Origin of the sequence: Burkholderia mycopellens (genome assembly GCF_964265025.1) — a bacterium.
Taxonomy (GTDB): domain Bacteria; phylum Pseudomonadota; class Gammaproteobacteria; order Burkholderiales; family Burkholderiaceae; genus Burkholderia.
In genome coordinates this window covers 2,133,217-2,157,382 of sequence record NZ_OZ183803.1, presented here as the reverse complement: position 1 = coordinate 2,157,382, position 24,166 = coordinate 2,133,217, and the positions used below count along the sequence as shown (strand labels likewise).

Here is a 24,166-nt window from a genome sequence, read left to right as displayed (position 1 = left end):
ATGCCCAAACCGCTGAGACTGGCCGTGCTGGTCGTTGCCGCCGGCATCGGTGCGTTCATCCTGCGCGAACTGTACGTCGCCGCGTCGACGCCGTCGGTGCCGGCCGAAACGGATCAGGCACGCGTGCGGGTCGCTGCCGCCGATCTGCCGGAAGGGCTGCTGCTGCGCGACAACGATCTGGCGTGGAAACGCATGCCGCGCGCACAGGTGCCGGCCGGCGCGTTCGTCGAGTCGCAGCCGGGCGCGGACCTGAAGGGCGCGCTGCTGCGCAACCACGTCGGCGCCGGCGCGCCGATTCGCGTCGAGAACGTGATTCCGGCCGGTGCGCCGGATTTTCTCGCGGCGGCGTTGCAGCCCGGCATGCGCGCGATCTCGGTGCCGGTCGACGACGTGTCGGGCAATGCGGGGCTGATCCAGCCGGGCGACTTCGTCGACGTGCTGCTGACGCAGCAGATCGGCGGCTCGGCGACGTCGCCCGGCACGTTCGAAGCGGAAACGGTGGTGCGGCGCGCGCGCGTGCTGGCGGTCGGTTCCGAATTCCAGCGCGCGAAGGCGCCGGCGAGCGCTCCGGACGCGGCAGCCCGCGCGCGCACGGTCACGCTCGAGGTCGCGCCGCGCACCGCGCAGGTCGTGCTGGTGGCGACACGCCTCGGCTCGTTGTCGCTCGCGCTGCGCAGTTTCGCGACGAGCGACCGGCGGCAGCCGGCAGGCGGCGGCGAACAGGAGCCCGATACGCAACCCGTATGGGCCGGCGACGTGTCGCGCGCGGCCCGCGAGGCCGCACGCGAGCCGTCCGCCGGGCCGGATACGGGCGCGCGGCCGGCGTGGCGGAGCAACGCGGTCGTGATCTATCGCGGTTCGTCGGTCGACGACGGTTCGCGTGGCGGCGGCACCGGCACGCCGGGCCTGCCGCCGCTGCCGTCCGGGCTGCCGGCCTGGCCGGCGATGCCCGCGACGACGGGGGGCGCCAATGTCGCGGCGGAGACGACTGCGCAGCCACCGGCCGTGGCGGCGCAGTGACGGATTGACGATTCGGGCCGGCCGCCCGGCGGCCGGCATTTGACGGGAACACGCATGGTGCGCATGGTTCGTTGGATCGCTTTCTGGTGCCTGGCCTGCATCGTTGCATCCGGGAGCGCGTCCGCGCAGGTCGCACGCGCGCCGGACGCGGGCGCGGCGCTGTCGATCGCGACCGGCAAGGGGGAGCTGCTGTCGCTGCCCGAGCCCGCGACCGCGATGTTCGTCGCCGATCCGACCATCGCGGACATCCAGGTGCCGTCGCCGCGCACCGTGTTCGTGTTCGGCAAGAAGGCGGGCACGACCACGCTGATCGCGCTCGGCGCGAACCATCGCCCGATCCTGCGCAAGACGGTGATCGTGCAGGTCGACACGGCGTCGCTGCAGGGCGTGCTCGACAGCCGCTTTCCGCAGCTGAAGCTGGCGGTATCCGGTGCGCCGGGCTCGCTGATGGTGTCGGGCAAGGTGCCGAGCGCGGCCGACGCGGACGCCGTGATGCAGTCGCTCGCGCCGTACCTGCACGACAAGGAGAAGATCGTGAACCGGCTCACGCTGTCGCGCCCGATCCAGGTGAACCTGCGCGTGCGGGTGACCGAGGTGAGCCGCAACCTCACGCAGCAGCTCGGCATCAACTGGAGCGCGCTGGGCGGCGCCGGCAACTTCGTCGGCGGGCTGTTCAACGGGCGCACGCTGTTCGATCCGACGAGCGGCCTGTTCAACCTGTCGCCGACGGGCGCCTTCTCGGTGCTCGGCGGATTCCGCGCGGGGCGCTGGTCGATCGACGTGGTGCTCGACGCGCTCGACCAGGAGGGCCTGATCACGATGCTCGCGGAACCGAACCTCACCGCGATGTCCGGCGAGACCGCGAGCTTCCTCGCGGGCGGCGAGATTCCGATCCCGGTGGCGCAGGCCGGTTCGTCGACCGGCGCGATCACGGTCGAGTTCAAGCCGTTCGGCGTGTCGCTCGATTTCACGCCGACCGTGCTCGCCGACAACCGGATCAGCCTGAAGGTGCGGCCGGAAGTGAGCGAGATCGATGCGAGCAACAGCGTGACGACCGGCGGCGTCAAGGTGCCGGGGCTCACGGTGCGGCGCGTCGAGACGACGGTCGAGCTGTCGAGCGGGCAGAGCTTCGCGATCGGCGGGCTGCTGCAGAGCCAGACGGCCGACACCGTGTCGCAGATTCCGGGGCTCGGCCGGCTGCCGATCATCGGCCGGCTGTTTTCGTCGAAGAACTTCCAGGACAACAAGACCGAGGTGGTCGTGATCGTCACGCCGTACATCGTGCAGCCGACCGGGCCCGGCCAGCTCGAGCAGGCGATCGACACCGTCGCGCGGCCGAGCAGCGACCTGGAGTTCGCGGTGCAGCGCAGCCTCGGGCTCGACCTGCTGTCGGGCGACACGCCGCGCCTCGTCGGCGCCGCGGGCTTCGTGTACTGAACCGGAGGAACGCGCATGCGAACCCGATCGACCGTCGCCGCACTGCTGCCGCTGGCGTTGGCGGGCTGCCTGTCGGCGCCGCCGCCGGTCAACCTGCCCGATGCGCGGTCGATCGGCTTCGACGGCGCGCACGCGGTGGCGCCCGATTGCGCGAAGCTGATGCAGCCGTCGCATCTCGTCGACGCGGGGTTCGCGCGGCCGGGCGTGCCGTTTGGCTGCGCGACCTACTCGAACCTCGCGGCGATGCTCGCGCGGCCGGAGGATCTCGTCGCGCCCGTGCCGTACGGCGGCGCGGACGCGCAGACCGCGGCCGAAGCGGTGCGCCGCTACGTCGAGGATCGCGTGAAGCAGCCGACGCCCGACAAGACGCTGACGACCGGCTCGCCCAGCCATTGAACCGACCCGGATGCCATCACGATGCCGCCCATGAACCTCCTCGACCGTCAGCACACCCGGCGCGCCGCGTCCGCGGGCGCGGCCGATCTCGTCGCGGTCGTCTCCGATGCGGGCAGCGATGACGTGATACGGCGCGTCGCGCAGGAGCTGTCGATCACGCGTACCCATCTGCAACTGGGCGTCTGCGACGATGCGATCCGGCTGCTGCAGCAGTCCGAGCGTTCGCCGCGCCAGCTCGTCATCGACGTGTCGGATTCGGTGCTGCCGGTGTCGGACCTGATGCGGCTCGCCGACGTGTGCGATCCATCGGTGCGGGTCATCGCGATCGGTACGCAGAACGACGTGGGGCTGTTTCGCAACCTGCTCGGCATCGGCGTGCAGGACTACATCGTCAAGCCGCTGACCGTCGAGCTGATGCGGCGGGCGCTGACGGCGACGGAGTCGGTCGTCCAGGCGCGCACCGGCAAGGTCGTCAGCTTCGTCGGCGCGCGCGGCGGGGTCGGCGCGACCACGATCACGGTGAGCCTCGCGCGCTTCCTGGCGGGCGAGAAGCGCCGCCGCGTGGCCTACGTCGACCTGAACCTGCATGGCGGCGGTGCGAACGCGATGCTCGGGCTGTCCAGCAACAACGGGCTGATCGAATTGCTGAACATGGGGCAGCGCCCCGACGACGCGTTGTTCGAGCGCATGTTCGTGACGAAGGGCGACCGGTTGCACGTCCTGTCCGCCGAGCTGGCGTACGGCGCCGACGCGCCGGTGGGCGACGAGGCCGTCGCGCGCCTGGTCGACATGCTGAAGGACCGCTTCCACTACGTGCTGTTCGACGTCGGGAGCGGCGCCGGCAAGCTGCTCGAGGACGCGCTCGCGGCGTCCGATCTCGTCCATGTCGTGGTCGACCGTTCGGTGCACGCCGCGTACGAAGCGGCGCGGCTCGTGCGTTTCGTGCGGGAGCTGCCCGGCGAGCGGCTGCTGTCGCTGGTGCTGAACAATCCGCTCGCGCCGGTCGCGGGCCGCGTCGAGCCGGTCGATTTCGAGGAAGCGTTCGGCGGCGCGAAGCTGCATGAACTGCCGCACGAGCCGCAGACGCTCGCGGTTGCCGAGAACCTTGGCGAGCCGATCGAAGGCGGGAAGCGGAACGGCTTCGTGGACCAGATCCGGCAGCTCGCGAGCGGCATCACCGGCGAACCGATGGTCGTCGCCGAGCCGTGGTATGCGCGGCTCGTCAAGTGGAGGAAGGGATCGTGACGTTCGGTACCCGCAACCGGCCGCCGGCGGACCCCGTGCCGGCCGCGACACAGGCCGCTGTACAGGCCGCAACGCCCGCCGTGAAGCGTGAGCCCGCACCGGCCCCGGTCTCGGCCGCGGCAGACATGCCTGCGCCGGCTTCGGCCCGCGCGCCCGTGGCCGCGGATACCCACGAAGCGCTGATCCGGTCGAGCAAGTTCGACGCGATCCGCACCGCGGTGTTCGCGTCGATGAACATGTCGGCGGCGTTGATGAGGACGCGCGACGAAGTGCGCGCAGGCATCGAGCAGGTGGCCGCGCACACGGTCGATCGCGAGCGCCTGAAGATCTCGGCCGGCGAGCAGGTGCTGATCGTCGATGCGATCCTGAACGACATGTTCGGGGTCGGGCCGATCGAGCCGCTGCTCGCCGACGACACCGTCACCGACATCCTCGTCAACGGGCCCGACCAGGTCTACGTCGAGCGCGCGGGCCGGCTCGAGCTCACGTCGCTGAAGTTCCGCGACGACGCGCACGTGGCGAGCGTCGCGCAGCGGATCGCGGCGGCGGTGGGGCGTCGCGTCGACGAGAGCAGCCCGATGGTCGATGCGCGGCTCGCCGACGGCAGCCGCGTGAACGTCGTGCTGCCGCCGATCGCGCTGCGCGGCCCGTCGATCTCGATCCGCAAGTTCGCGAAGCGCGACATCACGCTCGCGCGAATGGCGCAGCAGGGCAACATCTCGCCGCCGATGCTGCAGGTGCTGAAGGTCGCGTGCGCGTGCCGGCTGAACATCGTGATCTCGGGCGGCACCGGCTCGGGCAAGACGACGCTGCTCAACGCGCTGTCGCAGCACATCGAGCAGCACGAACGGATCGTGACGATCGAGGATGCGGCCGAGCTGCAGTTGCTGCAGCCGCACGTCGTGAGCCTCGAGACGCGGCCGGAAAATACCGAGGGGCTCGGCGGGATCTCGCAGCGCGATCTCGTGCGCAACGCGCTGCGGATGCGGCCCGACCGCATCATCCTCGGCGAGATTCGCGGCCCCGAGGCGTTCGACGTGCTGCAGGCGATGAACACGGGCCATGACGGCTCGATGACGACGATCCACGCGAATTCGCCGCGCGATGCGATCAGCCGGCTCGAGAGCATGGTCATGATGGCGAATGCGAACCTGCAGCTGCTGTCGATCCGGCGCCAGATCGCGAGCGCCGTGCACCTGTTCGTGCAGATCGAGCGGATGCGCGACGGCGTGCGGCGCGTCACGCGGATCACCGAGATCGTCGGGATGGAAGGTGAGGTGGTCATCACGCAGGACCTGTTTGCGTTCCGCCAGGAAGGCGACACGACGCGCGATGCGGTGAAGGGCGTGTTCGAGGCGTCGCCGCTGCGGCCGGGATTCGCGGCGCGCGCCGCGTATTACGGCGTCGAGGATGCGCTCGCCGAGGTGTTCCGGACATGAGGGCCGCCGACCTGTTCGCGGTGGGCGTGTTCGTGATGATCGTTGCGATCGGGCTCGTGCTGTCGTCGCGGTTCGATCGCGCGAGCCGCACGCCGGCCCAGCGCATCCGCGCCCGGATGCGGCGGTTGTCGCCGTCGCTGGCCGGACGCGACGGGCACGCGCCCGCCGCACCGGGTGTCGCGCTGCTCAACCTCGAGCGTCGCCAGGGCCGCCTGCGCGCTTGGCTGCAGCGCCGCGTGACCCGCGTGCGCGCGGTCGGCGGCAAGGGCGGCGTGAGGATCGTCGTCGCCAGCACGATCGCGGGCGCGATCGCGGCGATCGTCGCGGTGAAGCTGATCGGGCCGCCGGGCTTCCTGCGTCCGCTGATCTACGCCGGGTTGCCGCTGGTCGCGATGCGCGCCAGCTACCGTGCGCTGGTCGAGCGTTTCCGGATGCGCTTTCTCGAAGCGTTCCCCGACGCGATCGACGTGATCGTGCGGGCCGTGCGCGCGGGCATTCCGGTCACACAGGCGATCAGCATGGTCGGCGACAGCGCGGCCGAGCCGGTGCGCGCGACGTTCCGCTCGATGGGGGACGGCCTGCGGGTCGGCGCGGATCTCAAGGACGTGCTGACGCACGCCGCGGACCGGCTGATGATCGCGGACTTCTCGTTCTTCACCGTCTACCTGCTGTTGCAGCGCGAGACCGGCGGCAGCCTCGGCGAGACGCTCGACGAGCTGTCGAGCATCATCCGCACGCGCCGCGACATCCGCGTGAAGACCCGCGCGCTGACCGCCGAAGGACGCATCACGACGAACATCATTTCGGCGGTGCCGTTCGTGATGATCGGCGCGCTGTTCGCCGTGAACCGCGACTACGTGATGCTGCTGTTCACGACGCACCCGGGGCACACGATGCTGACGATCGCGGCCGGGTTGCTGACGGTCGGCCTGCTGGTGATCCGCAGGATCTCGAAACTGGATACCGCGCGATGACGCTGTCGATACTGGCCGCCCGCGGCCTCGAGTTGCTGTTGTTGCTCGCCTGTGTCGCGGTGGCGCTCGGCACGCCCGGCGGGGGCACCCGCCAGCGGATCGCCGCGCGCGTGCGGCTGGCGGCCGGCCAGCATCCGCCGGCACCGGTGGCGGGGTGGCGGCAGCCGGGCGGCGTTCGCCTGGATCTCACGCGCCGGCTCGCGCAGCTCGGTGAACGGCTGCCGGTGCTCGACCCGATGCAGCGCGTGAAGCTCGGCCTGCAACTGACGCGCGCCGGCTTTCGCGAGCGCCGCGCGGTGTCGGTGATGATCGGGATCAAGCTGAGCTGCGGCGTGCTGTTCGCGTGCGGCGCGATCGTGTTCAGCCCGCTGATTCCGCGCTTCGGCGAATACTTCGTGATCCGCGCGCTGGCGATGATCGCCGCGTTCGTGATCGGCGTGATCGTGCCGGAATACGTGCTCGGCGTGATGATCCGGCGGCGGCGGCGGATCGTCGCCGCATGCTTTCCCGATGCGCTCGACCTGCTGGTGATCTGCACGATGGCCGGCAACAGCCTCGCGTCGGGCATCCGACGCGTCGCGCACGAACTGTCGCGCATCTGCCCGCCGCTCGCCGACGAGCTGACCGTGTGCGCGGACGAGCTGACGCTGAGCGGCGACGTAGCCGCGACGCTCGCGCATTTCGCGACGCGCGTCGATTTCACGTCGGCACGCTCGCTCGCGACGACGCTGACGCAGTCGCAGCGGTTCGGCACGCCGATCACGCAGGCGCTGCGCACGCTGTCGCGCACGGAGCGCACCGAGCAGATCGTCGCGCTCGAGGAACGGGCCGCGAAGCTCGCGCCGAAGATCACGCTGCCGATGATGCTGTTCATCCTGCCGACGGTCTGCCTGATCGCGGCGGGCCCGGCGGCGATCCGCCTGCTCGAGGTATTCAGATGACACGATCCGTCGTACGCGCATTCGCACTCGCGGCCGTACTGCCGGTGCTGGCCGGCTGCGGCACGCCGGGCATCCAGACGCGGCCGGTGCTGTCGCACAAGAGCGACGACCCGCAGGCCGAATTGCGCATCGCCGACAGCGCGCTCGCCGGCGGCAACGTCGATCTCGCGTCGACGCTGTACGAGAAGGTGCTCACGACGCATCCCGACTCGCTCGCGGCGCGGCTGGGGCTCGGCGACGTCAACTACCGCGCGGGTGACCTGGAGCGCGCGCGGATCCTCTACGACGAAGCGCAGCGGCAGGCGCCGGCGGAGCTCGGCCCTCGGCTCGGGCTCGCGCGCGTCGCGTTGCGGCAGCGGCGTCTCGACGAAGCCGCGCAGCGCTATCGCGACCTGCTGGCCGCGCAGCCGAACCATCCGCTCGCGGCGGAAGGGCTCGGCACCGTGCTCGACCTGCAGGGGCGTCATGCGGATGCGCAGGTCGTGTATCGCGACGCGCTGCGCGCGCATCCGGACGCGCAGGGGCTGCGCGTCGACCTCGGGTTGTCGCTCGTGCTGAGCAACCGGCCGCGCGAGGGCGTGAACGTGCTGCTCGACGTCGCCGGGCTGCCGTCCGCGCCGTGGCAGGCGCGCCAGAATCTCGCGTTCGCGTACGGCGTGCTCGGCAATACCGATTCGGCGAAGAAGCTGCTGTCCGCTGAATTGCCCGCGTCGGCGGTGGCCGACAACCTGCGCTTCTACCAGGCGGTGCGCGCGCGGCTTGCGTCGCGCGGGGTTTCCGGAGGCGCCGGTAGCCCGCCGCCGCTGTCCGGCGCGGCGCTGGAGCCGGGCGTCGTGCCGCCGGGCGCGGGGGCTGAAAAATGACACGCGGGGCGACGGGCGCCCGCCATGCGCGCGGCGTCGTGTCCCTCGAGTTCGTGCTGATGCTGCCGTTCCTGCTGATGGTGCTGATCGGCATCATCGACACGAGCCTGATCCTGTGCGACAAGGCGGTCATCACGAACGCGAGCCGCGAGGCCGCGCGCGCCGGCGTCATGCTGCGCGTGCCGATGCTGACCACGACGCAGATCGCCAGCATCGCGCAGAACGCCATGCAGAACAGCCTGATCACCGGCGGCACCGCGACGACACCGGCGGTGACCGTGACGCAGGCGAACGGCACGACGTCGGGCACCGCGCTGACGGTGACCGTGACCTACACGTATTCGGGGCTCGTGCTCGGGTCCGCGTTCAGTGCGCTGACCGGCCCGGTGACGGTCTCGGCGACGTCGGTGATGCTCTATGAATGACGTGACTGCGACGCAGCCCGTCGGCCCCGTGCGGCAGCGCGGTTCGGTTGCGCTGTTCTTCCTGCTGTTCCTGATTCCGCTGCTGTCGTTCGGCGCGCTGGCGATCGACATCGCGTGGGTGGTCACGGTGAACAACCAGTTGCAGAACGCGGCCGACGCGGCCGCGCTCGCGGGGGCCGATGCGATGATGTCGCCGAGCGGCGGCGCGGTGAACTGGTCGCAGGCCGCAGCGGCGGCGAACGGCGTGATCGCGCAGAACTCGGCGGCCGGTGCGGCGCTGTCGACCGGCACGGTGACTACCGGATACTGGAACGTGACGCGCAACCCCGCATCCATGCAGCCGACGACCATCACGCCCGGCCAGTACGACGTGCCGGCGGTGCAGGTCACCGTGTCGCGCGCACCCGGTGTGAACGGCGGTTCGATTCCGCTGCTGCTTGGCGGGCTGCTGGGGATCCCCGGTGCATCCGATAGTGCGACCGCGGTGGCGGTGCTGGCGGCGCCGGGCGGGGTCGGGGCAGGCGGGTTGTTTCCGGTCGCGATCGACCAGTGCGTGTACAACCTGTACTGGAACGCGGCAACCAACCAGCCGCTGATCAATCCGCTGACGGGCCAGCCGTTTGAATTCTCGATCACGAACGGCCAGATCTACGGCCTGCTGTGCATGGGCGGGCAGTGGACGTCGTTCCTGTCGACCGCGACCGACACGGCGACGATGAGCGGCCTGATGGCGACCGGCAACCCGACGACGCTCAACATCGGCGACAGCATCAATCTCGCGACCGGCGTGAAGGCGACGCTCTATACGTCGGTGCCGGTCGGCAAGACGGTGGTGCTGCCGGTCGTCACGCAGACCGCGACCAGTACCAGCGTGCCGATCGTCGCGTTCGCGCCATTCCATATCGACGTGTCGCTCGGTGGCTCGTACAAGTATATCCAGGGCCACTTCGTCGCCGGTGTGAAGATGACAGGCGTGGCGACCGGGGTCGGGCCGTACTATGGCGTCTACGTGCCGCCGCGGCTCGCGTTTTGAGCCCCCGGGCCGGCGCGGCGCACCAGCACGAGGAGCGCGAACAGCGTCACGACCGGGCCGATCTGCGGCCATTGCAGCCACGGGTTCAGGTATTCGACGACTGGCAGCAGCCACATGAGCGCGATCGCGGTCTGCTCGCCGCGCAGCCAGCCGTCCTGCCATCCGGCCGCCAGCATGCACGCGATCGCGATGCCGAGCCAGGCGAGCTCGTAGTGCCACACGTACGGGTTCGCGACGAGCGTTGCGACCGCCAGCACCGCCGCGCGCAAGCGGATGTCGCGCGAGCGCGTCCACACGAGGCAGGCGGCGGCGATCGCCAGCGCCGCGATGCACGCTTGCGCGACATACGCGACACCGGGCGGCAGGCCCGCGAGGCGGAACGCGGCGAACGGCGTCGGCGACACGAGCCAGAACATGATGCTTTGCTCGAGGAGGAGCGAGCGCGCGACCGCCGTGCCGGCGACGAACAGCCGTAGCGACTCGACCCCGCAGATCAGGACGCTCAACGCGGCGAACGCGGTGGTGGCCAGTGCGGCCCACGCGATCGTGCGCCATGCGCGCGTGGCGACCAGCACGAACGGAAACAGCAATGCCATCTGCGGCTTGGCCGACAGCAGGCCGATGCAGAGGCCGGCCCACATCGGCCGACGCTCCGCCCAGCAGACGGCCAGCGCCGCGCACGACGCGGTCAGGAACGCGTTCTGCCCGAATATCCCGGTGACGAACACGCATGGGGCGGCGACCAGCGCGAACCCGCCGACGCGCGATGCGCCCGGGATCGCGCCGAGCCGCGATACGCGCGAGGCGGCGAATCCGAAAACGCCGACGCCGAACGCGACGAACAGCGGATAGCCGATCGCAAAGGGCAGCAGCGCCAGCGGCGTCACGAGCAGCAGGTTGGTGGGCGGGTACAGCCACGCGACGAGGTTTCCCCGGCGGAACTGCGGGAACAGGTCGGCCGCCAGCCGCGAGAAGGTCGGCAGATCGTACGCTTGCCATGGCGAGCCATGCAGCATCACGTACGACGCCGACCAGAACACCGCGTAGTCGGGGCCCGGGCGCGTCAGCGCGGTGGCGGGCGCGTCACGGACGACGGCTGCCCAGGTGGCGAGCAGCAGCGCGTAGCACGCAAGCGCGACCGCGCTGTACGCAACGACGCGCCGGGGTGTCAGCCACGCGCGGACGGGATGATCCGCCGATCGTATCGATTGCCGGGGGAGATCCATGCGTCGTGTGTGTGGTTACTTGACGGACGCTTTCCGCGCCGCACCGTGGCCGGCGGCCGCGGGCAGCGCCGTCCGGCGGCGGGCCGCGTGCGTGCGCTTGAGCGGGAACTGCAGCAGCTTCGACGCGGGATGTGCGGCGGCGTCCCGCTGCGCGTGGTAGCGCCGCCGCACGAGATAGACCGGACGCTGCTTCGACTCGTGATAGATGCGGCCGAGGTATTCGCCGATCACGCCGATACCGATCAGCTGGATGCCGCCGACGAACAGCATCACGGAGATCAGCGATGCGTAGCCGTGCACGGGATTGCCGAACAGCAGCGTGCGCATGACGATGAACGTGCCGTAGACGAACGACAGCGCGGCGAACGCGAGACCGATGTAGGTCCACACGCGCAGCGGTACGGTGCTGAAGCTCGTGATGCCTTCGAGCGCGAAGTTCCAGCGCCGCCATCCGGAGAATTTGGAGCGGCCGCCGCTGCGTGGCGCACGCGTGTATTCGACGATTTCGGTGCGATAGCCGACCCACGCGAACAGGCCTTTCATGAAGCGCCGGCGCTCGGGGAGCGCGCGCAGCGCGTCGACGACCTGGCGGTCCATCAGGCGGAAATCGCCGACGTTCTCGGGCATCTCGACTTCGGAGAGGCGGTTGTGCACGCGGTAGTAGAGCGCGGCGGCCACGCGCTGCAACAGCGGGTCGCACATGCGGTCGGTGCGCTTCGCGGCGACGACCTCGGCGCCGGCGAGCCAGCGTTCGACCATCGTGGGGATCAGCGCGGGCGGGTCCTGCAGGTCGGCGTCGATCAGGATCACGGCGGTGCCGGCGGCTTCGTCGAGGCCGGCGGTAAGCGCGGCCTCCTTGCCGAAGCGCCGGGTGAGATCGACGATGCGCACGCGCGGGTCGCCGGCGGCGACGTCGATCAGCCTGCCGAGCGTGTCGTCGCGGCTGCCGTCGTTGATGCAGACGATCTCGAAACGGATCGACTCGACCGATTCGAGGATGGGCAGCGTTGTTGCAAAGAACGTGTCGATTGCTTCGTCCTCGTCGTGGAACGGCACGACGAGCGAGACCAGTGGCTTTCTGGCATGCGCGGACATACGTCCCCCGAGAGATCCGGCCTGCGCTGCACCGTATGGATCCGGTTGTCGTCCGCGGCAGGCCGGGCGACAGGTGTTTCGATCCATTGTAGGCAGGAATCGGGGATTCGTAACACGAATTGAGGCGGGTGCGGCAGCCCAATCGTCGAGCGGCTGCCGTTCGCTGCATTCGAGCGCGCCGGCGGTCGCGGCGCGTGGCGGGCCGCGCGGCATCGCGCCGTGCCTGCCGCATTCGAGCGCGGCACGTTCAACCCGTCGGAGCCGACGCGGCTGGTCGCCGCGATGCGCACGCTCGTCGCCTCGACGTTCGGCGACGACCTGCCGCCCCTCGACATGGCGCGCCCACGCTGAACGCAGCCCTGCGCGGCCTCGCTCAGGCGGATACGTTGCGGATCGCGATCGATCCGACATCGACGCGCCGCGGCAGGATCGCGTCGGCCGCCGCGCGGTCGGCGACACGCTGCAGCACGTCGATGTCGGCGTCGCTGAGGCTGCGCTGCGCGAGCGCGGCCCGGCGCGCGATGTCGGTGGCCGCGTCGGTCGGCAGACGCGTGAGCGACGCATAGACGCCCGCATAGTCGGCCGGATGCGCAAGCGCCCATTGCCCCGCGCGGGCGAGCCGCGCCAGCACGTCCGCGAGTGCCGCGCGCTTCGCGCGATCGTCGAGCGTCTCGACCGGCGACGTCAGGAACGCCAGCCCGGAATTGATGCCGCTGCCGTCGCGGACGATGCGCGCGCCGCGCCGTACCGCATGCCCGTAGTACGGGTCGAACGTCGCCCAGATGCCGATCCGTTGCGCCTCGAACGCGGCGAACGCATCGACGGGCAGCACGAAGCGCACGTCGACATCGCGCGGCGCGAGGCCGTGTTCGCGCAGCGCGCCGTACAACTGGTACTGCGAGATGCTGCCGCGCGCGGACGACACGACGACGGTTTGTCCTTTCAGGTCGGCGACGGTGCGCACGGGCGAATCGGGCGGCACGACGATGCCGAGCGACGCCGGCGAGCCGACGCGCGTCGCGACGATCCGCAACGACGGGTCGCCGAGCGCGGCCGTCAGCACGGGCAGGTCGCCGGCCGGCGCGAGATCGATTGCGCCCGCGCGTTGCGCCTCGAACAGCGGCGCGGCACCCTGGAAGTTGGCCCAGCGGAACCGGTAGCGCGTACCGTCGAGCACGCGCGCGGCTTCCGCGAGCGCGCGCAGGCCGCCGGCCTGGTCGCCGAGCACGAGCGTGACGCCGGACAGATCGGCGCTGGCTGCGTGGGCGGGCCGTGCGATGCCGCCGGCGAGCGGTGCGGCGGCGAGGGCGGCCAGACGCTGCAGCACGCGGCGGCGCGCCGGAGCAGAGGAGGGATTCATCGGCGGGGTGTCCTCGGTGATCCGCGCGCGGGCGGCGCGGCTGCCGGGCAGGTTACGGAATCGGTTTCCGGCCGACAAACATCGAATCGTGCAATGCATATTCGTGCGGCGACGGCCGGCATCGCCGCCAGCGCCGCACGCGGATGTTTCATGCGGGGTCGTGCGTGGCCGACGGAACCGTCCGCAGGAACGCGCGGACCGCCGGCGCCTTTTCGAAGCGCCGATGCGCGAGCGCCAGTTCCGACGTGATCGGCTTGCCGGCGATCGGCCGGTACACGACGCCCGGCAGCGACACGCAACCGGCGAGCGCGTCGGGAATCACGGCGACCCAGCCATTCACGGATACGCACGCGAGCACCGCGAGCAGGCCGCCCGGGCGTGCGGCGATCAGCGGTGCGAAGCGGCCGCGGCGCGCCACTTCGAGCGTGCCGCGCTCCTGTTCGGGTACCGCGAAGCGCGCGTCGGCGAGATCGGCGGCGCGAAGGGTCGCCATCGACGCGTAGCGCGACCCGGCCGGCACGGCCGCGACGAACACGTCGCGCTGCAGCGTGACGACCCGCAGGCCGCCGGGCAGCGGCATCGGCGGGCGCACGTAGGCGAGGTCGAGCCGGCCCGTGTCGAGCTGGTTCGCGACGTCGTCCATCGGCACTTCGCGCAGGTTCAGTTCGATGCGCGGATGCGCGTCGCGAAACGCGCCGACGGTGCGCTGCAGCGTGCCTGAATAGACGGCCGACGACACGTAGCCGATCTCGATCCGGCCGAGTTCGCCGCGCTCGGCCAAGGTCGCGAGTTCGCGGCCGCGCTGCAGGTGCTCGACCGCGGCGCTCGCCTCGGCGAGATAGGCCTCGCCGGCCGCGCTCAGCGTGACCGCGCGGCGCGACCGGTGAAAGAGGCGCACGCCGAGCACGCGTTCGGCCTCCTGGATCTGCCGCGTGAGCGCGGGCGGTGCCATGTCGAGCGCTTCGGCCGCGCGGGCGAAGTGCAGATGCCGGGCGACGCTCAGGAACGCGCGCACGTGGCGGAATTCGAGCCGGTCCATGATTGCAGTTTTCGTTAATAAAACAGCTTGGAAGTGTCAATGACAGGCAATACGGGGAAAGCCTAGCATACGGCTCGTCGATCTCGTTCCGGAGTAGCCGATGTCCCAGTCTTCACCGGCGTCGCGCGCAGGCGCGGCCGCCGCCCCGCGCACGGGCGCCCGCATGCCCGCCGCCGCGACGCTCGCCGTCGCGTCCGCGACCTGCTCGCTGATCGTGCTCGACACGAACGTCGTCGCCGTGTCGCTGCCGAGCATCGCGCGCAGTTTCCACGCGAGCTTCGCCGATATCGAATGGGTCGTGAGCGCGTACATGACCGCGTTCGCCGCGTGCCTGCTGCCGGCGGGCGGGCTGGCTGACCGCTTTGGCCGCAAGCGGATGCTCTTCACGGGGCTCGCGCTGTTCTTTCTCGCGTCGCTCGGCTGCGGCGTCGCGCCGACGGCCGGCTGGCTGATCGCCGCGCGGGCGGTGAAGGGCTGCGGCGCCGCGCTGCTGCTGACGGCCGCGCTCGCCGTGATCGCGAACCGTTTCCCGGACGGGCGCGAACGGGCGCGCGCGTGGGCGATCTGGGGCATGTGCATGGGGATCGCGACGGCCATCGCGCCGCTCGTCGGCGGCGCGATCACGCAATGGATCGGCTGGCGCTGGGTGTTCCTGCTGAACCTGCCCGTCTGCCTGCTGCTCGCGGCCGGTGCGCGCGTTGCGATCGACGAGTCGCGCGATCCGCACGCGAAGCGCGTGGACGCGGCGGGCAGCCTGCTGTTCGGCGCGGCGCTCGCGTGTGCGATCGCGGCGCTGATCGGTGCGCCGTCGCACGGCTGGCTGTCGGCCGCGACGCTCGGCCGGCTCGCGCTCGCCGCCGCGCTGTTCGCGGCGTTCATCGGCGCGGAGCGCTGGCAGGCGCGGCCGATGATCGATCTCGCGCTGTTCCGCCAGCCGCGCTTCGTCGGCGCCGTGCTCGCGATGTTCGGCTATGCAGCGTGCGCGCAGGTGATGATGACGTTTCTGCCGCTGTACCTGCAGAACGCGTTCGGGATGTCGGCGATCGACGCGGGGCTCGGGATGCTGCCGTTCGCGTTCGCGATGATCGCCGGGCCGTCGCTCGGCGCGGCGCTGGCCGCGCGCGTGGCGTCCGGCGGCGTGCTGGCGGGCGGGCTCGCGCTGATCGGCGCGGGCAACCTCGCGACCGCGGCGCTGACGGCCAGTGGCGACTACCGGCTCGTCGCGCTCGGCATGGTCGTGACGGGCTGCGGCGCGGGCATCATGAACGGCGACACGCAGAAGGCGATCATGGCGTGCGTGCCGCCGAACCGCACCGGCATGGCATCGGGCATCAGCACGACGACGCGCTTCTCGGCGATCGTGACGGCCGTCGGCGTGCTCGGCGCGGTGCTGGCGGCGAGCACGCATGCGCGGCTCGACCGCTTGCTGTCCGCCGCGCCGGGCCTGCGCGCGTTCGCCGATGCGCCGTTCATGTCGAGTCTGCTCGCCGGCGATCTCGCGCAGGCGCTCGGCCGCGTGCCGCCGTCGGCCGCCGGTGCGCTCGCGCAGGCGGCGCCCGTCGCATTCGCAAGCGGGTTCGCCCATGCGCTGACGGTGAGCGGCGTGCTTGCGCTGGTCGTGGCCGTCGTTGCCCACACGTTGCTTGCGCAACCGATGCGCGAAGCGTGACGGCGCGCCGCGCGCGCTGTCAACTCTTCAATGCGTTGCGATCGGCTTCGGCCTCGTGCAGGTCGCGCGTCGCTTCGCGCAGCTTGTCCTGTTTGTCGGCGAGCTTGCGCCGGGCCTTCTCGACCTTGCGCGCGTCGTCGTGCGTCTGGGCTTCGCGTACGCGCGCCTGCGCATCCCGCACGTCGCCCCGAGCCTGTTCGACATCGCGCTGCTTGTCCTGCACCTTGCGTTCGGCACGCGAAAGCTGGCCGGCGTCCGTGCAGTTCTCCTGAATTTGTGCGAGCGCGATCTGCTGGCGCATCAGCTGTTGCGTATGACCGAACCGCTTCGCTTGATCGATCTGCGTCTGCAGCGCGCGGATGCGCGTCGCGCAATCCTGTGTGTCGGCGAATGCGGGGGAGTGGGCCAGCAGCACGAACGGTGCGGCCACGGCGATCAGGTAGGTTTTCATCGGCATGCCCTCGGATTCCGGATGACTCTCTCGAATGCCGTCATTGTGCATAGCGCGTCTGCCGCGAGTAAATAGGACGGGGCCTACCGCGGGCGCCGCCGCATCGCATTCAATGCGGCTTCGTTGTCGCGCGGTGCGCACGCGTCGCGCGTGCGATGGGTGTCCGGTGGGTGCGGCCGCAATGCGTGGCACGACGTCGCACCGGCGAACGCGGCGTATCGGGCGCAGGGGCGGCGCTCGCGTCGGCCGCCTGGACGGCCGAGACGGCCGAGACGGCCGGTAACGCGGCCTCGGCGTCGAGCCACGCACGCGTCGCTTCCGCGATCAGCCCGCGCAACCAGCGCACGCCCTCGGCGCACGCACCCGATTCGTTCCAGGTCATCCGGTACACGATGTCCGGCGGTTCGGCCGGCAACGCGACGGCGGCGAGCGGCAGCAGCTTCGCGTAGTGCCGCGCGAGCCGGTATGTGGTGGTCAGGAGCATGTCGGTGCGCACCAGCGCATGCGCGGCGAGTTCGAAATGCGGCAGCGTGACGACGATCCGCCGCTGCAGGCCCACGCGTTCAAGTTGCTGGTCGATCGCGCCGGACGCTTCGCGCCACGACGGTGTCGGGCACAGCTGCGGTGCTTCGGCAAAATCGGCAGCCGTCATCGTGCCATGTCGCGCGAGCGGATGCGCCGCGCGCATCAGGCACACGATGCGATCGTCGAACAGGTCGTCCTGCCGGAACCGCGACGCGCGTGCCGGGCGATTGTCGATCACGACGTCGAGTTCGCCGTCGGCCAGCGCGCGCTCGTCGTCGAAGCCGTCGCCGAGCGGATGGAACACGAGTTGCGCGCTCGGCGCGCGTTCGCGGAACAGCGCGACGAGCTTCGGCACGAACAGCACGTTCAGGTAGTCGGGGCAGCCGATCCGATAGGTGCGCACCGACGTGCGCGCGTCGAACGTCGGCTGCTGGATGCGGATGAAGTCGATCACGCGCAGCGCGTTGCGCAGCGGTTCGATCAGCCGTGCGCCGAATTCGGTCGGCACCATCCCGTAGCGGCTGCGCACCAGCAGCGGATCGCCGAGCAGCGTGCGCAGGCGCTTGAGCGCGGCGCTGGTGGCCGGCTGCGACATGTTCAGGCGCACGGCCGCACGCGACACGGTGCGCTCGGTCAGCAGCACGAGCAGGATGCGCATCAACCGTGCATCGAGCACGTCGAGCGCGCCCGCGGCGTCGGGCGCGCCGCCGGGCGGCGTGTTCGGTTCTAGCGTGTCCCGCATGCCGATACGTCTCCCGGCGCCCCGATGCCCGAGCGCGACGCAGCAGCGGGCCGGCGGCGCGTCATTGTGCGAAGGTGCCAGGCCAGCCGACGATCCGCTTCGGGCGCGGCGGCGCGTACGTGCGGACCTTCGACGTCTTCAGCTTCAGGCGCACCAGCGACTCGGCGAGCGCGACCGCCGCCGATACGCCGTCGACGACCGGTACGCCCGTGCATTCCTCGATCTGCCGGTCGAGGCCGGCCATCCCGCCGCAGCCGAGACAGATCACTTCCGCGTGATCGTCCTTCACCGCGCGCTGCGCCTGGCCGACGATCGACTCGATTGCGCGGGCAGGGTTTTCCTCGAGTTCGAGCACCGCGAGGCCGCTTGCGCGCACCGACGCGCAGCGCGCATCGAGCCCAGCGAGCTTCAGGCGATCCTCGATCAGCGGCACCGTGCGGTCGAGCGTCGTGACCACCGAGTAGCGGTGGCCGAGCAGCATCGCGACGCTCGCGGCCGCTTCGGTGATGTCGACGACGGGCACCGTCAGCAGTTCCTGCAGGCCTTCGCGGCCGTGTTCGCCGTAGCCGGCCTGGATCACCGCGTCGTACGGCTCGTCGTAGCTCAGCACGCGATCCATCACGGCGATTGCCGCGAGGTAGCTCTCGAAGTTGCCTTCGACCGACTCCGCGCCGAAGCGCGGCGTCAGCCCGACGATCTCCGTGCCCGGCGACGCGGCGGCCTGCGCCTGTGCGGCGATCGCGTCGGTGATCGACTCGGTCGTGTTGACGTTGACTACCAGGATCCTCATTGCGACTCCGTATGCAGGTGTTTCAGTGTTGGGCGCAGGCGACCGCGATGGATTCGCCCGAGCGCTCGTCGTAGTGCCGTTTGCGATCGGCCAGCAGCCAGTACACGCTGCCCGCGATGGCCGCGCCGAGCAGCCACGAGAACGGCGTCATCGCGCTGAAGGCCGGCACGACGGCGAGCGTGATCGAGATCAGCGCGGACGGCACGAGCGCCGCGAGCGCCTTGCGGTTCACGCCGCGCGTGTAGAAGTAGGCGCCGCTCGGCGCTTCGGTATAGAGGTCGGGCACGTTCACGCGCTGCTTGCGCACGAGCCAGTAGTCGACCGTGATGATCCCGTACAGCGGGCCGAGCAGCGCACCGAGGCCGGACAGGAAGTAGACGATCACGATCGGGCTGTTGTACAGGTTCCACGGCAGGATCAGCACGGCGACCGTCGCGCTGATCAGGCCCGCGCGGCGGAACGACAGGCGATGCGGCGCGAGACTCGTCAGCACGAAGGCCGGCGCGACGAAGTTCGCCATGATGTTCACGGCGACCGTCACGATCAGGAACGCGAGGCAGCCGAGCACGAGGAACAGCTTGTTCGGCACCGTCGCGATGATTTCCGTCGGGCTGTGGATGATGTGGCCGTTCAGCTTGAACTGCGCGCCGGCGAGCACGAAGCTGATCGTCGCGAACACGAGGATGTTGACCGGCAGGCCCCAGAAGTTGCCGACCCGTACCGTCTTCGCGCTCGGCGACGAGCGTGCGAAATCGCAGAAGTTGAGCACCAGCGTGCCGTAGATCGCGAGCCACAGCGAGCCGCCCGCGAAGATCTGCGTCCACATCTTGAAGCCGGTCGGCGGCTTGCCGATCGACATCGCGAGATGGCCGCCCGTGCGGCTATACATCCAGGCGGCAAGCGACAGCGTCGTGACGAGGATGACCGGGCCGGCCAGCCCCTCGTACTTGCGGACCATTTCCATCCCGTACGTAAGGATGCCGATCTGCACGAGCCAGATCGCGACGAACGTGACCCAGCCGAGCGTCGACAGCCCGAAGATCGCATTCTGGTCGAATGCGGCGAGGCCCGGCCAGATCGCGGTGAGCAGCACGCGCAGCACGACCGACGCGAGATAGGTCTGGATACCGAACCATGCGATCGCGATCACAGCGCGGATCAGCGCCGGCAGCAGCGCGCCGTAGATACCGAAGCTCATCCGGCTGATCACGGGGAACGGCACGCCGGTCTTCTGGCCCATGTAGCCGGTGAGGTTCATGAAGCAGTACACGAGCACCGCGCCGATCGCGAGCGACGCGAGCATCTGCCAGCCCGACAGGCCGAGTGCGAACAGCCCGATCGCGAACGAGTAGTTCGCGATGTTGTGCACGTCGTTGGTCCACAGCGCAAAGATGCTGTAGCGGCCCCACGTCCGGCCCTCGGCCTGGGTCGGCGCGAGGTCGGGGTTGTGCAGCCGCGGGCTCAGCGCGGGGTCGCGCGCGGCCGAATCGGTTCGATGCGATGCGTCGTCCGCGCCGAGCGCGAGGCCCGGGCGGTGGGTGGCTTCCAGTTGCACGCCGTTGTCTCCTTCCATGTGCGGGGCGCGCAACCGGCAGCGTGGGAACGCTGCGCCGGCCCGGCCACCGTGGACGTTATGTCTCGGATTTGTTCGCGAGTATGGAAGGCCGGCACGGCGATGGGAAATTAAATATTCGGTTGGGCGTCATTTGAAAAATGAATGCAATGCGGGCGTCGGCGACGGCCGGTGCGGCACGGGAATTGCTCGCCAGCGGGCTCCATCCACATCGACATCAGCGGAGGTGTCATGCAGCGATATTCACTTCGTCATGTGTCGCGGGCCGTCTTCGCCGGCATCCTGATTGCGGGCCTGGCGGCAGGTGCGGGCTGCCAGAAGAAGAGCGACAGCAGCGGCGCGAGCTCCGACACGAGCGCAACGGGCGGCATGTCGGCCGCGCCGTCGGGCACGCCGAGCAGCGGCGCGGCCGGCAGCAGCAGCGACAGCGGCGCGAGCATGCCGGGCGCGGCCTCCGCGCCGGACGGCGCGAGCGGCGGCTGACCCGCGGCTGACCCGCGGTGATCCCGCGGTGATCCCGTGTGCCGGACGTTGCCCCGGCCGTGTGCGGGTGCGACGTCCGCTTGAAGCGGCGCCGTGCCGGGTGGTGCACGTGCGCGCTGCCGCGCACATGAAAGATTTGCAAGGACCGTTGTAGTGATTCCCGGACCGGTGCCGACGGCCTGATGCCGGCGCACGCCGGCCGGACGAGGAGGTGCGATGCAGAACGTGGAATCGAACCGTGCCCCGAAAGATCGGGGAGACGAGGCGGCGAAGCGCCCGGCGCCGGCGGCGCGCCGCATGCCCGATGCGGCGGGCGGGCGCCCGTTGACGCCGGAAATGATTGCCGCGAAGACGCCGACCGGCCTGCCGCCGATCGAACGCGGTACGCATGCGCCCGACAGCGACGACCCCGTGCGGCGAGCGGCCGCCCGGATCGCGACGCTCGACAACGCGTGCATGGCGATGACCGACACCATGGTCGACGTCGACGTCGACGGCAAGGGCATGGAGGCGGCCGCGGGCGCGTCGAAATGGCACGACAACGTGATTCATTCGAACGCGTCGCTCGACGAAGCGGTCGAGACGCCCGACCAAGGGCTTGGCGGGATCGAGAGCCGTCCGTCCGGCAACCTGCCGCAGATCGCGACGCGGCCGGGCTGGCACGTGCGTCATGTCGGCGCCGTCGACGTCGACGTCGAGCACGGCGACGGCGCGCGCGCCGAGCATGTGATCGTCCTGGAGCGGAACAGCTGACGGCGCGGCGAGAAGGTGCGGCGGGCGGCACGATCGCGCCGGCCACCGCGACCGTTGGCGGTCCTTATTGCGGACCGAGTTCCTGCGCGGACGTATCGGCGTCGTTGCCCTGCGCAACCAGGACGTGGATATCGTTCGGCGTCACGTCGCCGACCCCGCCCGACGGGATCGTCAGCAGCAGCCAGTCGGCGTTGTTGTTGATGGTGACCGGCGCGGTCTTGAGGATCGGCGTCTTGCTGCCGGCCGTCGTGACGATCACCTGGTAGCTGCCGCCGTTCAGGTAGATCGAATCCTGCGTCGATGCCGGCACCGCGTTCTGGTAGGCCGCGCCCGCGAGCGTCGGGCTTTGCGTCGTGATGTCGGTGCCGGGCGGGACGATGTACATGTCGACGTTCTGCGCGTTCGGCGACGCGTTGAAGCTGCGCACGCGCGCCTTGTCCGACAGCAGGCCCTTGTCGTACGGATCGTCGATCACGGAAATCAGCGACGTCGTGCTCGGCAGTGCGATCGTCGTGTAGTGATGGCCGTTTGCCGCGCTGAACGATTGCGCGGCGATGGTCGTCGTCGTGCCCGAGACGTCATAGCTGGCGTTCTGCGTACCCGAGTCGACGTCGTGATAGCGCGTCACGCCCTTGTACGCGATACCGCCCTGGTCGAGCTTCGCGTTCAGGTAGTAGTCGAGGTTCGGCCCGGCCGGCACCGCGTTGATGAAGCGCGCCTGCGGCTTCGAGATGCCGAGTTCGGTGCCGACGTCGTTGCCGTCGCCGCCGCATGCCGCGAGCACGGAAACGACCGAGCACAGGGCGACCAGCGTTCGTATTGATTTCATGTTGTCCTCTCGTTCAGGGAACCTGCTTGCGATGCGGGATCGCCGCGCGAAGGGTCGCGCGGTGCGCAGCGCCGGTTGTGGGAAGGATGCTGCCCGCCGGATCGGCGGGCGCGTGGATGACGCAAGCGATGTGCCTGCGTGACGAACGGCGGCGGGAGCGAGCCGGGAGGCGGCGGTGGGAAGCGGCGGTGGAAAGCGCGCACGCGCCGCAGGGGCAGCGTGCGCGGGGTGGGGCAGGTCGTGTGGGGCGGGTCGCGCGCTCGGCGCGGTTGTAAAAACGACCGCGTCGCGCGCGGGACGGGCTGTGTCAGCGGTTGACGAGCCGGGCCGGATAGGCGAGCGCGAAGGCGCAGCCGATCACCATGCACGCGGCGAAACCGTACAGCCCCGCGCTTTGCGAATGGAACGTGTCGCGCAGCCAGCCGATGAAGTAGGTGCTGCCGAACCCGCCGAGGTTGGCGATCGAGCACGCGAACGCGATCCCGCCGGCGGCGGCCGGCCCCTTCAGGAACGTCGACGGCAACGCCCAGACGACCGGCATCGCGGCGGCCGCTCCCGCGTTGATCAGCGAGAACAGCAGCACCGTCCCGAACGTGCCGTGCGACGACGATGCCGCAATTGCCAGTGCGACGGCCGACACCATGAACGGCACGACGATATGCCAGCGGCGTTCGCGCGCGCGGTCGGAACTTGCGCCGCAGTACAGCGTGGCGAGCACGGCCGCGGCATTCGGGATCACCATCAGCCAGCCGATGTGATATGCATCCTTCACGCCCGTGTCGCGCAGGATCGTCGGCAGCCAGAAGCTCACCGCATAGAGGCCGAGCAGCACGCACAGGTCGATCAGGCCGAGCGCCCATACCTTCGGATCGGAGAACGCCTTGCCGAGCGCATGGCTCTTGTTGCCGGACGGATCGGCGTCGAGGTTCGCACGCAACGCGTGCTGCTCGTCGGCAGTCAGCCACTGCGCGGATTCGATGTTGTTGGGCAGCCAGCGCAGTACCGCGAAGCCGAGCAGCACCGATGGCAGCGCTTCGAGCAGGAACAGCCACTGCCAGCCGCCGAGCCCGTGCGTGCCGTCGAACGCGCGCATGATCCAGCCGGAGATCGGGCTGCCGATCATGCTCGACAGCGGCAGTCCGACCATGAACAGCGCGACGATCCGCGCGCGGCGCGCATCGGGATACCACTGCGTCAGGTACAGCAGCACGCCGGGCAGGAAGCCGGCCTCGGCCGCGCCGAGCAGGAAACGCACGATGTAGAACTGCATCGGCGTGTGCACGAACATCGTCGCCCCCGACAGCAGGCCCCACGTGATCATGATCCGCGCGATCCACAGCTTCGCGCCGACGCGTTGCAGCACCAGGTTGCTCGGGACTTCGAACAGGATGTAGCCGGCGAAGAACAGGCCGGCGCCGAGCCCGTACACGGTATCGCTGAACTTCAGCGCGTCGAGCATCTGGAGTTTCGCGAGCCCGATGTTGATGCGGTCGAGATAGGCCGCGAAGTAGCACAGGCAGAAGAGGGTAATCAGGCGCAGCGTGACCTTGCGGTAGAGATTGCCGTGCAGCGCGTCGTCGGGGGAAACGGCGGCGCTCGGGTGTGCGGTAGACATGGGATTGCCCCTGTTCGAAGGTGACGGATGAATGGGTGGCCGATCGACGCGAGCGAACGTTCCGCTGCGCACTGGAGTCTGTATATCACGGCAATTAAGTAGCGTACACGCTAGAAAATACCGAATCACACAGGCACGGTTCCGGCCACGTTACGGCAAGCATTCGTGTGAAAAAACCCACGTGTTTGACGAGGTTCTTGATGGGGATTCATGCATGTTTCAAGAGGGTAGCGAGAGGAATTG

The 24,166-nt window shown here is 70.0% G+C and carries 23 protein-coding genes and 1 pseudogene; 14 read left to right on the top strand and 10 right to left on the bottom strand.

From position 1 onward, the window contains the following. Genes cpaB through ACPTTC_RS27855 form a run of 10 tightly spaced genes read left to right on the top strand, consistent with a single transcriptional unit; the run spans window position 1 to window position 9,773 of the window. Complete coding sequence (gene cpaB / locus ACPTTC_RS27900) at window positions 1–1,020, top strand: Flp pilus assembly protein CpaB (RefSeq protein ID WP_423394791.1); 1,020 nt, start codon at window positions 1–3, stop codon at window positions 1,018–1,020. Between the two features lie 54 nt (window positions 1,021–1,074). Further along, on the top strand, window positions 1,075–2,457 hold the full coding sequence (locus tag ACPTTC_RS27895; RefSeq protein ID WP_423394790.1) for a type II and III secretion system protein family protein: 1,383 nt from the start codon (window positions 1,075–1,077) through the stop codon (window positions 2,455–2,457). Window positions 2,458–2,472: 15 nt separating this feature from the next. Continuing rightward, a complete protein-coding gene (locus ACPTTC_RS27890; protein WP_423394789.1) occupies window positions 2,473–2,853 on the top strand; it encodes a CpaD family pilus assembly lipoprotein in 381 nt (126 codons plus the stop codon). Window positions 2,854–2,874: 21 nt separating this feature from the next. Beyond that, window positions 2,875–4,098: an AAA family ATPase gene (locus ACPTTC_RS27885; protein WP_423394788.1), complete on the top strand. Its 1,224-nt coding sequence runs from the start codon at window positions 2,875–2,877 to the stop codon at window positions 4,096–4,098. Further along, a complete protein-coding gene (locus ACPTTC_RS27880; RefSeq protein WP_423394787.1) occupies window positions 4,095–5,537 on the top strand; it encodes a CpaF family protein in 1,443 nt (480 codons plus the stop codon). Before ACPTTC_RS27885 ends, ACPTTC_RS27880 begins: the two co-directional genes overlap by 4 nt. Beyond that, entirely contained in the window at window positions 5,534–6,511 is a 978-nt protein-coding gene (locus ACPTTC_RS27875; protein ID WP_423394786.1) for a type II secretion system F family protein, read from the top strand. The genes ACPTTC_RS27880 and ACPTTC_RS27875 overlap by 4 nt, the downstream gene beginning before the upstream one ends. Continuing rightward, complete coding sequence (locus tag ACPTTC_RS27870; protein WP_226194961.1) at window positions 6,508–7,452, top strand: type II secretion system F family protein; 945 nt, start codon at window positions 6,508–6,510, stop codon at window positions 7,450–7,452. Before ACPTTC_RS27875 ends, ACPTTC_RS27870 begins: the two co-directional genes overlap by 4 nt. Beyond that, the gene (locus ACPTTC_RS27865) at window positions 7,449–8,315 is read left to right on the top strand and encodes a tetratricopeptide repeat protein (protein ID WP_423394785.1); all 867 of its coding nucleotides are present in this window, start codon (window positions 7,449–7,451) and stop codon (window positions 8,313–8,315) included. The genes ACPTTC_RS27870 and ACPTTC_RS27865 overlap by 4 nt, the downstream gene beginning before the upstream one ends. Then, on the top strand, window positions 8,312–8,740 hold the full coding sequence (locus tag ACPTTC_RS27860; protein WP_423394784.1) for a TadE/TadG family type IV pilus assembly protein: 429 nt from the start codon (window positions 8,312–8,314) through the stop codon (window positions 8,738–8,740). The genes ACPTTC_RS27865 and ACPTTC_RS27860 overlap by 4 nt, the downstream gene beginning before the upstream one ends. Next, entirely contained in the window at window positions 8,733–9,773 is a 1,041-nt protein-coding gene (locus ACPTTC_RS27855; RefSeq protein ID WP_423394783.1) for a TadG family pilus assembly protein, read from the top strand. Before ACPTTC_RS27860 ends, ACPTTC_RS27855 begins: the two co-directional genes overlap by 8 nt. Here the strand turns inward: ACPTTC_RS27855 and ACPTTC_RS27850 are convergent. Continuing rightward, a complete protein-coding gene (locus tag ACPTTC_RS27850; RefSeq protein ID WP_423394782.1) occupies window positions 9,746–10,999 on the bottom strand; it encodes a glycosyltransferase family 87 protein in 1,254 nt (417 codons plus the stop codon). The two genes, ACPTTC_RS27855 and ACPTTC_RS27850, sit on opposite strands and share 28 nt — an antisense overlap. A gap of 15 nt (window positions 11,000–11,014) precedes the next feature. After that, window positions 11,015–12,094, bottom strand: a complete 1,080-nt coding sequence (locus tag ACPTTC_RS27845) for a glycosyltransferase family 2 protein (RefSeq protein ID WP_423394781.1) — start codon at window positions 12,092–12,094, stop codon at window positions 11,015–11,017. Between the two features lie 132 nt (window positions 12,095–12,226). On the opposite strand from ACPTTC_RS27845, the pseudogene ACPTTC_RS27840 reads away from it, so the two are divergent. Next, window positions 12,227–12,445 (top strand): annotated as a pseudogene (locus tag ACPTTC_RS27840) (hypothetical protein); the annotation flags it as partial. Between the two features lie 22 nt (window positions 12,446–12,467). On the opposite strand, the gene ACPTTC_RS27835 reads toward ACPTTC_RS27840, so the two are convergent. Further along, window positions 12,468–13,454, bottom strand: coding sequence for an ABC transporter substrate-binding protein (locus ACPTTC_RS27835; protein ID WP_423394780.1), 987 nt, complete (start codon window positions 13,452–13,454; stop codon window positions 12,468–12,470). Window positions 13,455–13,602: 148 nt separating this feature from the next. Continuing rightward, a complete protein-coding gene (locus ACPTTC_RS27830; RefSeq protein ID WP_226194955.1) occupies window positions 13,603–14,493 on the bottom strand; it encodes a LysR family transcriptional regulator in 891 nt (296 codons plus the stop codon). A gap of 100 nt (window positions 14,494–14,593) precedes the next feature. Between ACPTTC_RS27830 and ACPTTC_RS27825 the strand changes: the two genes are divergently transcribed. Then, the gene (locus ACPTTC_RS27825) at window positions 14,594–16,162 is read left to right on the top strand and encodes an MFS transporter (RefSeq protein WP_423394779.1); all 1,569 of its coding nucleotides are present in this window, start codon (window positions 14,594–14,596) and stop codon (window positions 16,160–16,162) included. Window positions 16,163–16,181: 19 nt separating this feature from the next. Here ACPTTC_RS27825 and ACPTTC_RS27820 read toward each other — a convergent pair whose 3' ends face one another. The 4 genes from ACPTTC_RS27820 to ACPTTC_RS27805 all read right to left on the bottom strand — a co-directional run bounded on the left by ACPTTC_RS27820 (window position 16,182) and on the right by ACPTTC_RS27805 (window position 20,243). Continuing rightward, window positions 16,182–16,619: a DUF1090 family protein gene (locus tag ACPTTC_RS27820; protein WP_423394778.1), complete on the bottom strand. Its 438-nt coding sequence runs from the start codon at window positions 16,617–16,619 to the stop codon at window positions 16,182–16,184. A 103-nt stretch (window positions 16,620–16,722) separates the two neighbouring features. Beyond that, window positions 16,723–17,880, bottom strand: coding sequence for a LysR family transcriptional regulator (locus ACPTTC_RS27815; RefSeq protein ID WP_423394777.1), 1,158 nt, complete (start codon window positions 17,878–17,880; stop codon window positions 16,723–16,725). Between the two features lie 61 nt (window positions 17,881–17,941). Then, window positions 17,942–18,670 (bottom strand): aspartate/glutamate racemase family protein, encoded by a 729-nt coding sequence (locus ACPTTC_RS27810; protein ID WP_085043156.1) that lies wholly within the window; start codon window positions 18,668–18,670, stop codon window positions 17,942–17,944. A 22-nt stretch (window positions 18,671–18,692) separates the two neighbouring features. After that, complete coding sequence (locus ACPTTC_RS27805; protein ID WP_423394776.1) at window positions 18,693–20,243, bottom strand: NCS1 family nucleobase:cation symporter-1; 1,551 nt, start codon at window positions 20,241–20,243, stop codon at window positions 18,693–18,695. A 231-nt stretch (window positions 20,244–20,474) separates the two neighbouring features. Between ACPTTC_RS27805 and ACPTTC_RS27800 the strand changes: the two genes are divergently transcribed. Together ACPTTC_RS27800 and ACPTTC_RS27795 are read left to right on the top strand one after the other, a co-directional pair. Then, a complete protein-coding gene (locus ACPTTC_RS27800) occupies window positions 20,475–20,726 on the top strand; it encodes a hypothetical protein (protein WP_175950650.1) in 252 nt (83 codons plus the stop codon). Window positions 20,727–20,942: 216 nt separating this feature from the next. Next, window positions 20,943–21,479, top strand: a complete 537-nt coding sequence (locus tag ACPTTC_RS27795; protein ID WP_423394775.1) for a DUF3005 domain-containing protein — start codon at window positions 20,943–20,945, stop codon at window positions 21,477–21,479. Window positions 21,480–21,543: 64 nt separating this feature from the next. On the opposite strand, the gene ACPTTC_RS27790 is transcribed toward ACPTTC_RS27795, so the two are convergent. Together ACPTTC_RS27790 and ACPTTC_RS27785 are read right to left on the bottom strand one after the other, a co-directional pair. Then, complete coding sequence (locus tag ACPTTC_RS27790; RefSeq protein ID WP_423394774.1) at window positions 21,544–22,308, bottom strand: DUF4397 domain-containing protein; 765 nt, start codon at window positions 22,306–22,308, stop codon at window positions 21,544–21,546. A 307-nt stretch (window positions 22,309–22,615) separates the two neighbouring features. Beyond that, complete coding sequence (locus ACPTTC_RS27785) at window positions 22,616–23,923, bottom strand: MFS transporter (protein ID WP_423394773.1); 1,308 nt, start codon at window positions 23,921–23,923, stop codon at window positions 22,616–22,618. Window positions 23,924–24,166: the final 243 nt, after the last annotated feature.

Bases quoted from the DNA above. Each gene is read 5' to 3' on its own strand.
- cpaB (WP_423394791.1), top strand. From the start codon at position 1: ATGCCCAAACCGCTGAGACTGGCCGTGCTGGTCGTTGCCGCCGGCATC.
- ACPTTC_RS27895 (WP_423394790.1), top strand. From the start codon at position 1,075: ATGGTGCGCATGGTTCGTTGGATCGCTTTCTGGTGCCTGGCCTGCATC.
- ACPTTC_RS27890 (WP_423394789.1), top strand. From the start codon at position 2,473: ATGCGAACCCGATCGACCGTCGCCGCACTGCTGCCGCTGGCGTTGGCG.
- ACPTTC_RS27885 (WP_423394788.1), top strand. From the start codon at position 2,875: ATGCCGCCCATGAACCTCCTCGACCGTCAGCACACCCGGCGCGCCGCG.
- ACPTTC_RS27875 (WP_423394786.1), top strand. From the start codon at position 5,534: ATGAGGGCCGCCGACCTGTTCGCGGTGGGCGTGTTCGTGATGATCGTT.
- ACPTTC_RS27870 (WP_226194961.1), top strand. From the start codon at position 6,508: ATGACGCTGTCGATACTGGCCGCCCGCGGCCTCGAGTTGCTGTTGTTG.
- ACPTTC_RS27865 (WP_423394785.1), top strand. From the start codon at position 7,449: ATGACACGATCCGTCGTACGCGCATTCGCACTCGCGGCCGTACTGCCG.
- ACPTTC_RS27860 (WP_423394784.1), top strand. From the start codon at position 8,312: ATGACACGCGGGGCGACGGGCGCCCGCCATGCGCGCGGCGTCGTGTCC.
- ACPTTC_RS27855 (WP_423394783.1), top strand. From the start codon at position 8,733: ATGAATGACGTGACTGCGACGCAGCCCGTCGGCCCCGTGCGGCAGCGC.
- ACPTTC_RS27850 (WP_423394782.1), bottom strand. From the start codon at position 10,999: ATGGATCTCCCCCGGCAATCGATACGATCGGCGGATCATCCCGTCCGC.
- ACPTTC_RS27845 (WP_423394781.1), bottom strand. From the start codon at position 12,094: ATGTCCGCGCATGCCAGAAAGCCACTGGTCTCGCTCGTCGTGCCGTTC.
- ACPTTC_RS27835 (WP_423394780.1), bottom strand. From the start codon at position 13,454: ATGAATCCCTCCTCTGCTCCGGCGCGCCGCCGCGTGCTGCAGCGTCTG.
- ACPTTC_RS27830 (WP_226194955.1), bottom strand. From the start codon at position 14,493: ATGGACCGGCTCGAATTCCGCCACGTGCGCGCGTTCCTGAGCGTCGCC.
- ACPTTC_RS27825 (WP_423394779.1), top strand. From the start codon at position 14,594: ATGTCCCAGTCTTCACCGGCGTCGCGCGCAGGCGCGGCCGCCGCCCCG.
- ACPTTC_RS27820 (WP_423394778.1), bottom strand. From the start codon at position 16,619: ATGCCGATGAAAACCTACCTGATCGCCGTGGCCGCACCGTTCGTGCTG.
- ACPTTC_RS27815 (WP_423394777.1), bottom strand. From the start codon at position 17,880: ATGCGGGACACGCTAGAACCGAACACGCCGCCCGGCGGCGCGCCCGAC.
- ACPTTC_RS27810 (WP_085043156.1), bottom strand. From the start codon at position 18,670: ATGAGGATCCTGGTAGTCAACGTCAACACGACCGAGTCGATCACCGAC.
- ACPTTC_RS27805 (WP_423394776.1), bottom strand. From the start codon at position 20,243: ATGGAAGGAGACAACGGCGTGCAACTGGAAGCCACCCACCGCCCGGGC.
- ACPTTC_RS27800 (WP_175950650.1), top strand. From the start codon at position 20,475: ATGCAGCGATATTCACTTCGTCATGTGTCGCGGGCCGTCTTCGCCGGC.
- ACPTTC_RS27795 (WP_423394775.1), top strand. From the start codon at position 20,943: ATGCAGAACGTGGAATCGAACCGTGCCCCGAAAGATCGGGGAGACGAG.
- ACPTTC_RS27790 (WP_423394774.1), bottom strand. From the start codon at position 22,308: ATGAAATCAATACGAACGCTGGTCGCCCTGTGCTCGGTCGTTTCCGTG.
- ACPTTC_RS27785 (WP_423394773.1), bottom strand. From the start codon at position 23,923: ATGTCTACCGCACACCCGAGCGCCGCCGTTTCCCCCGACGACGCGCTG.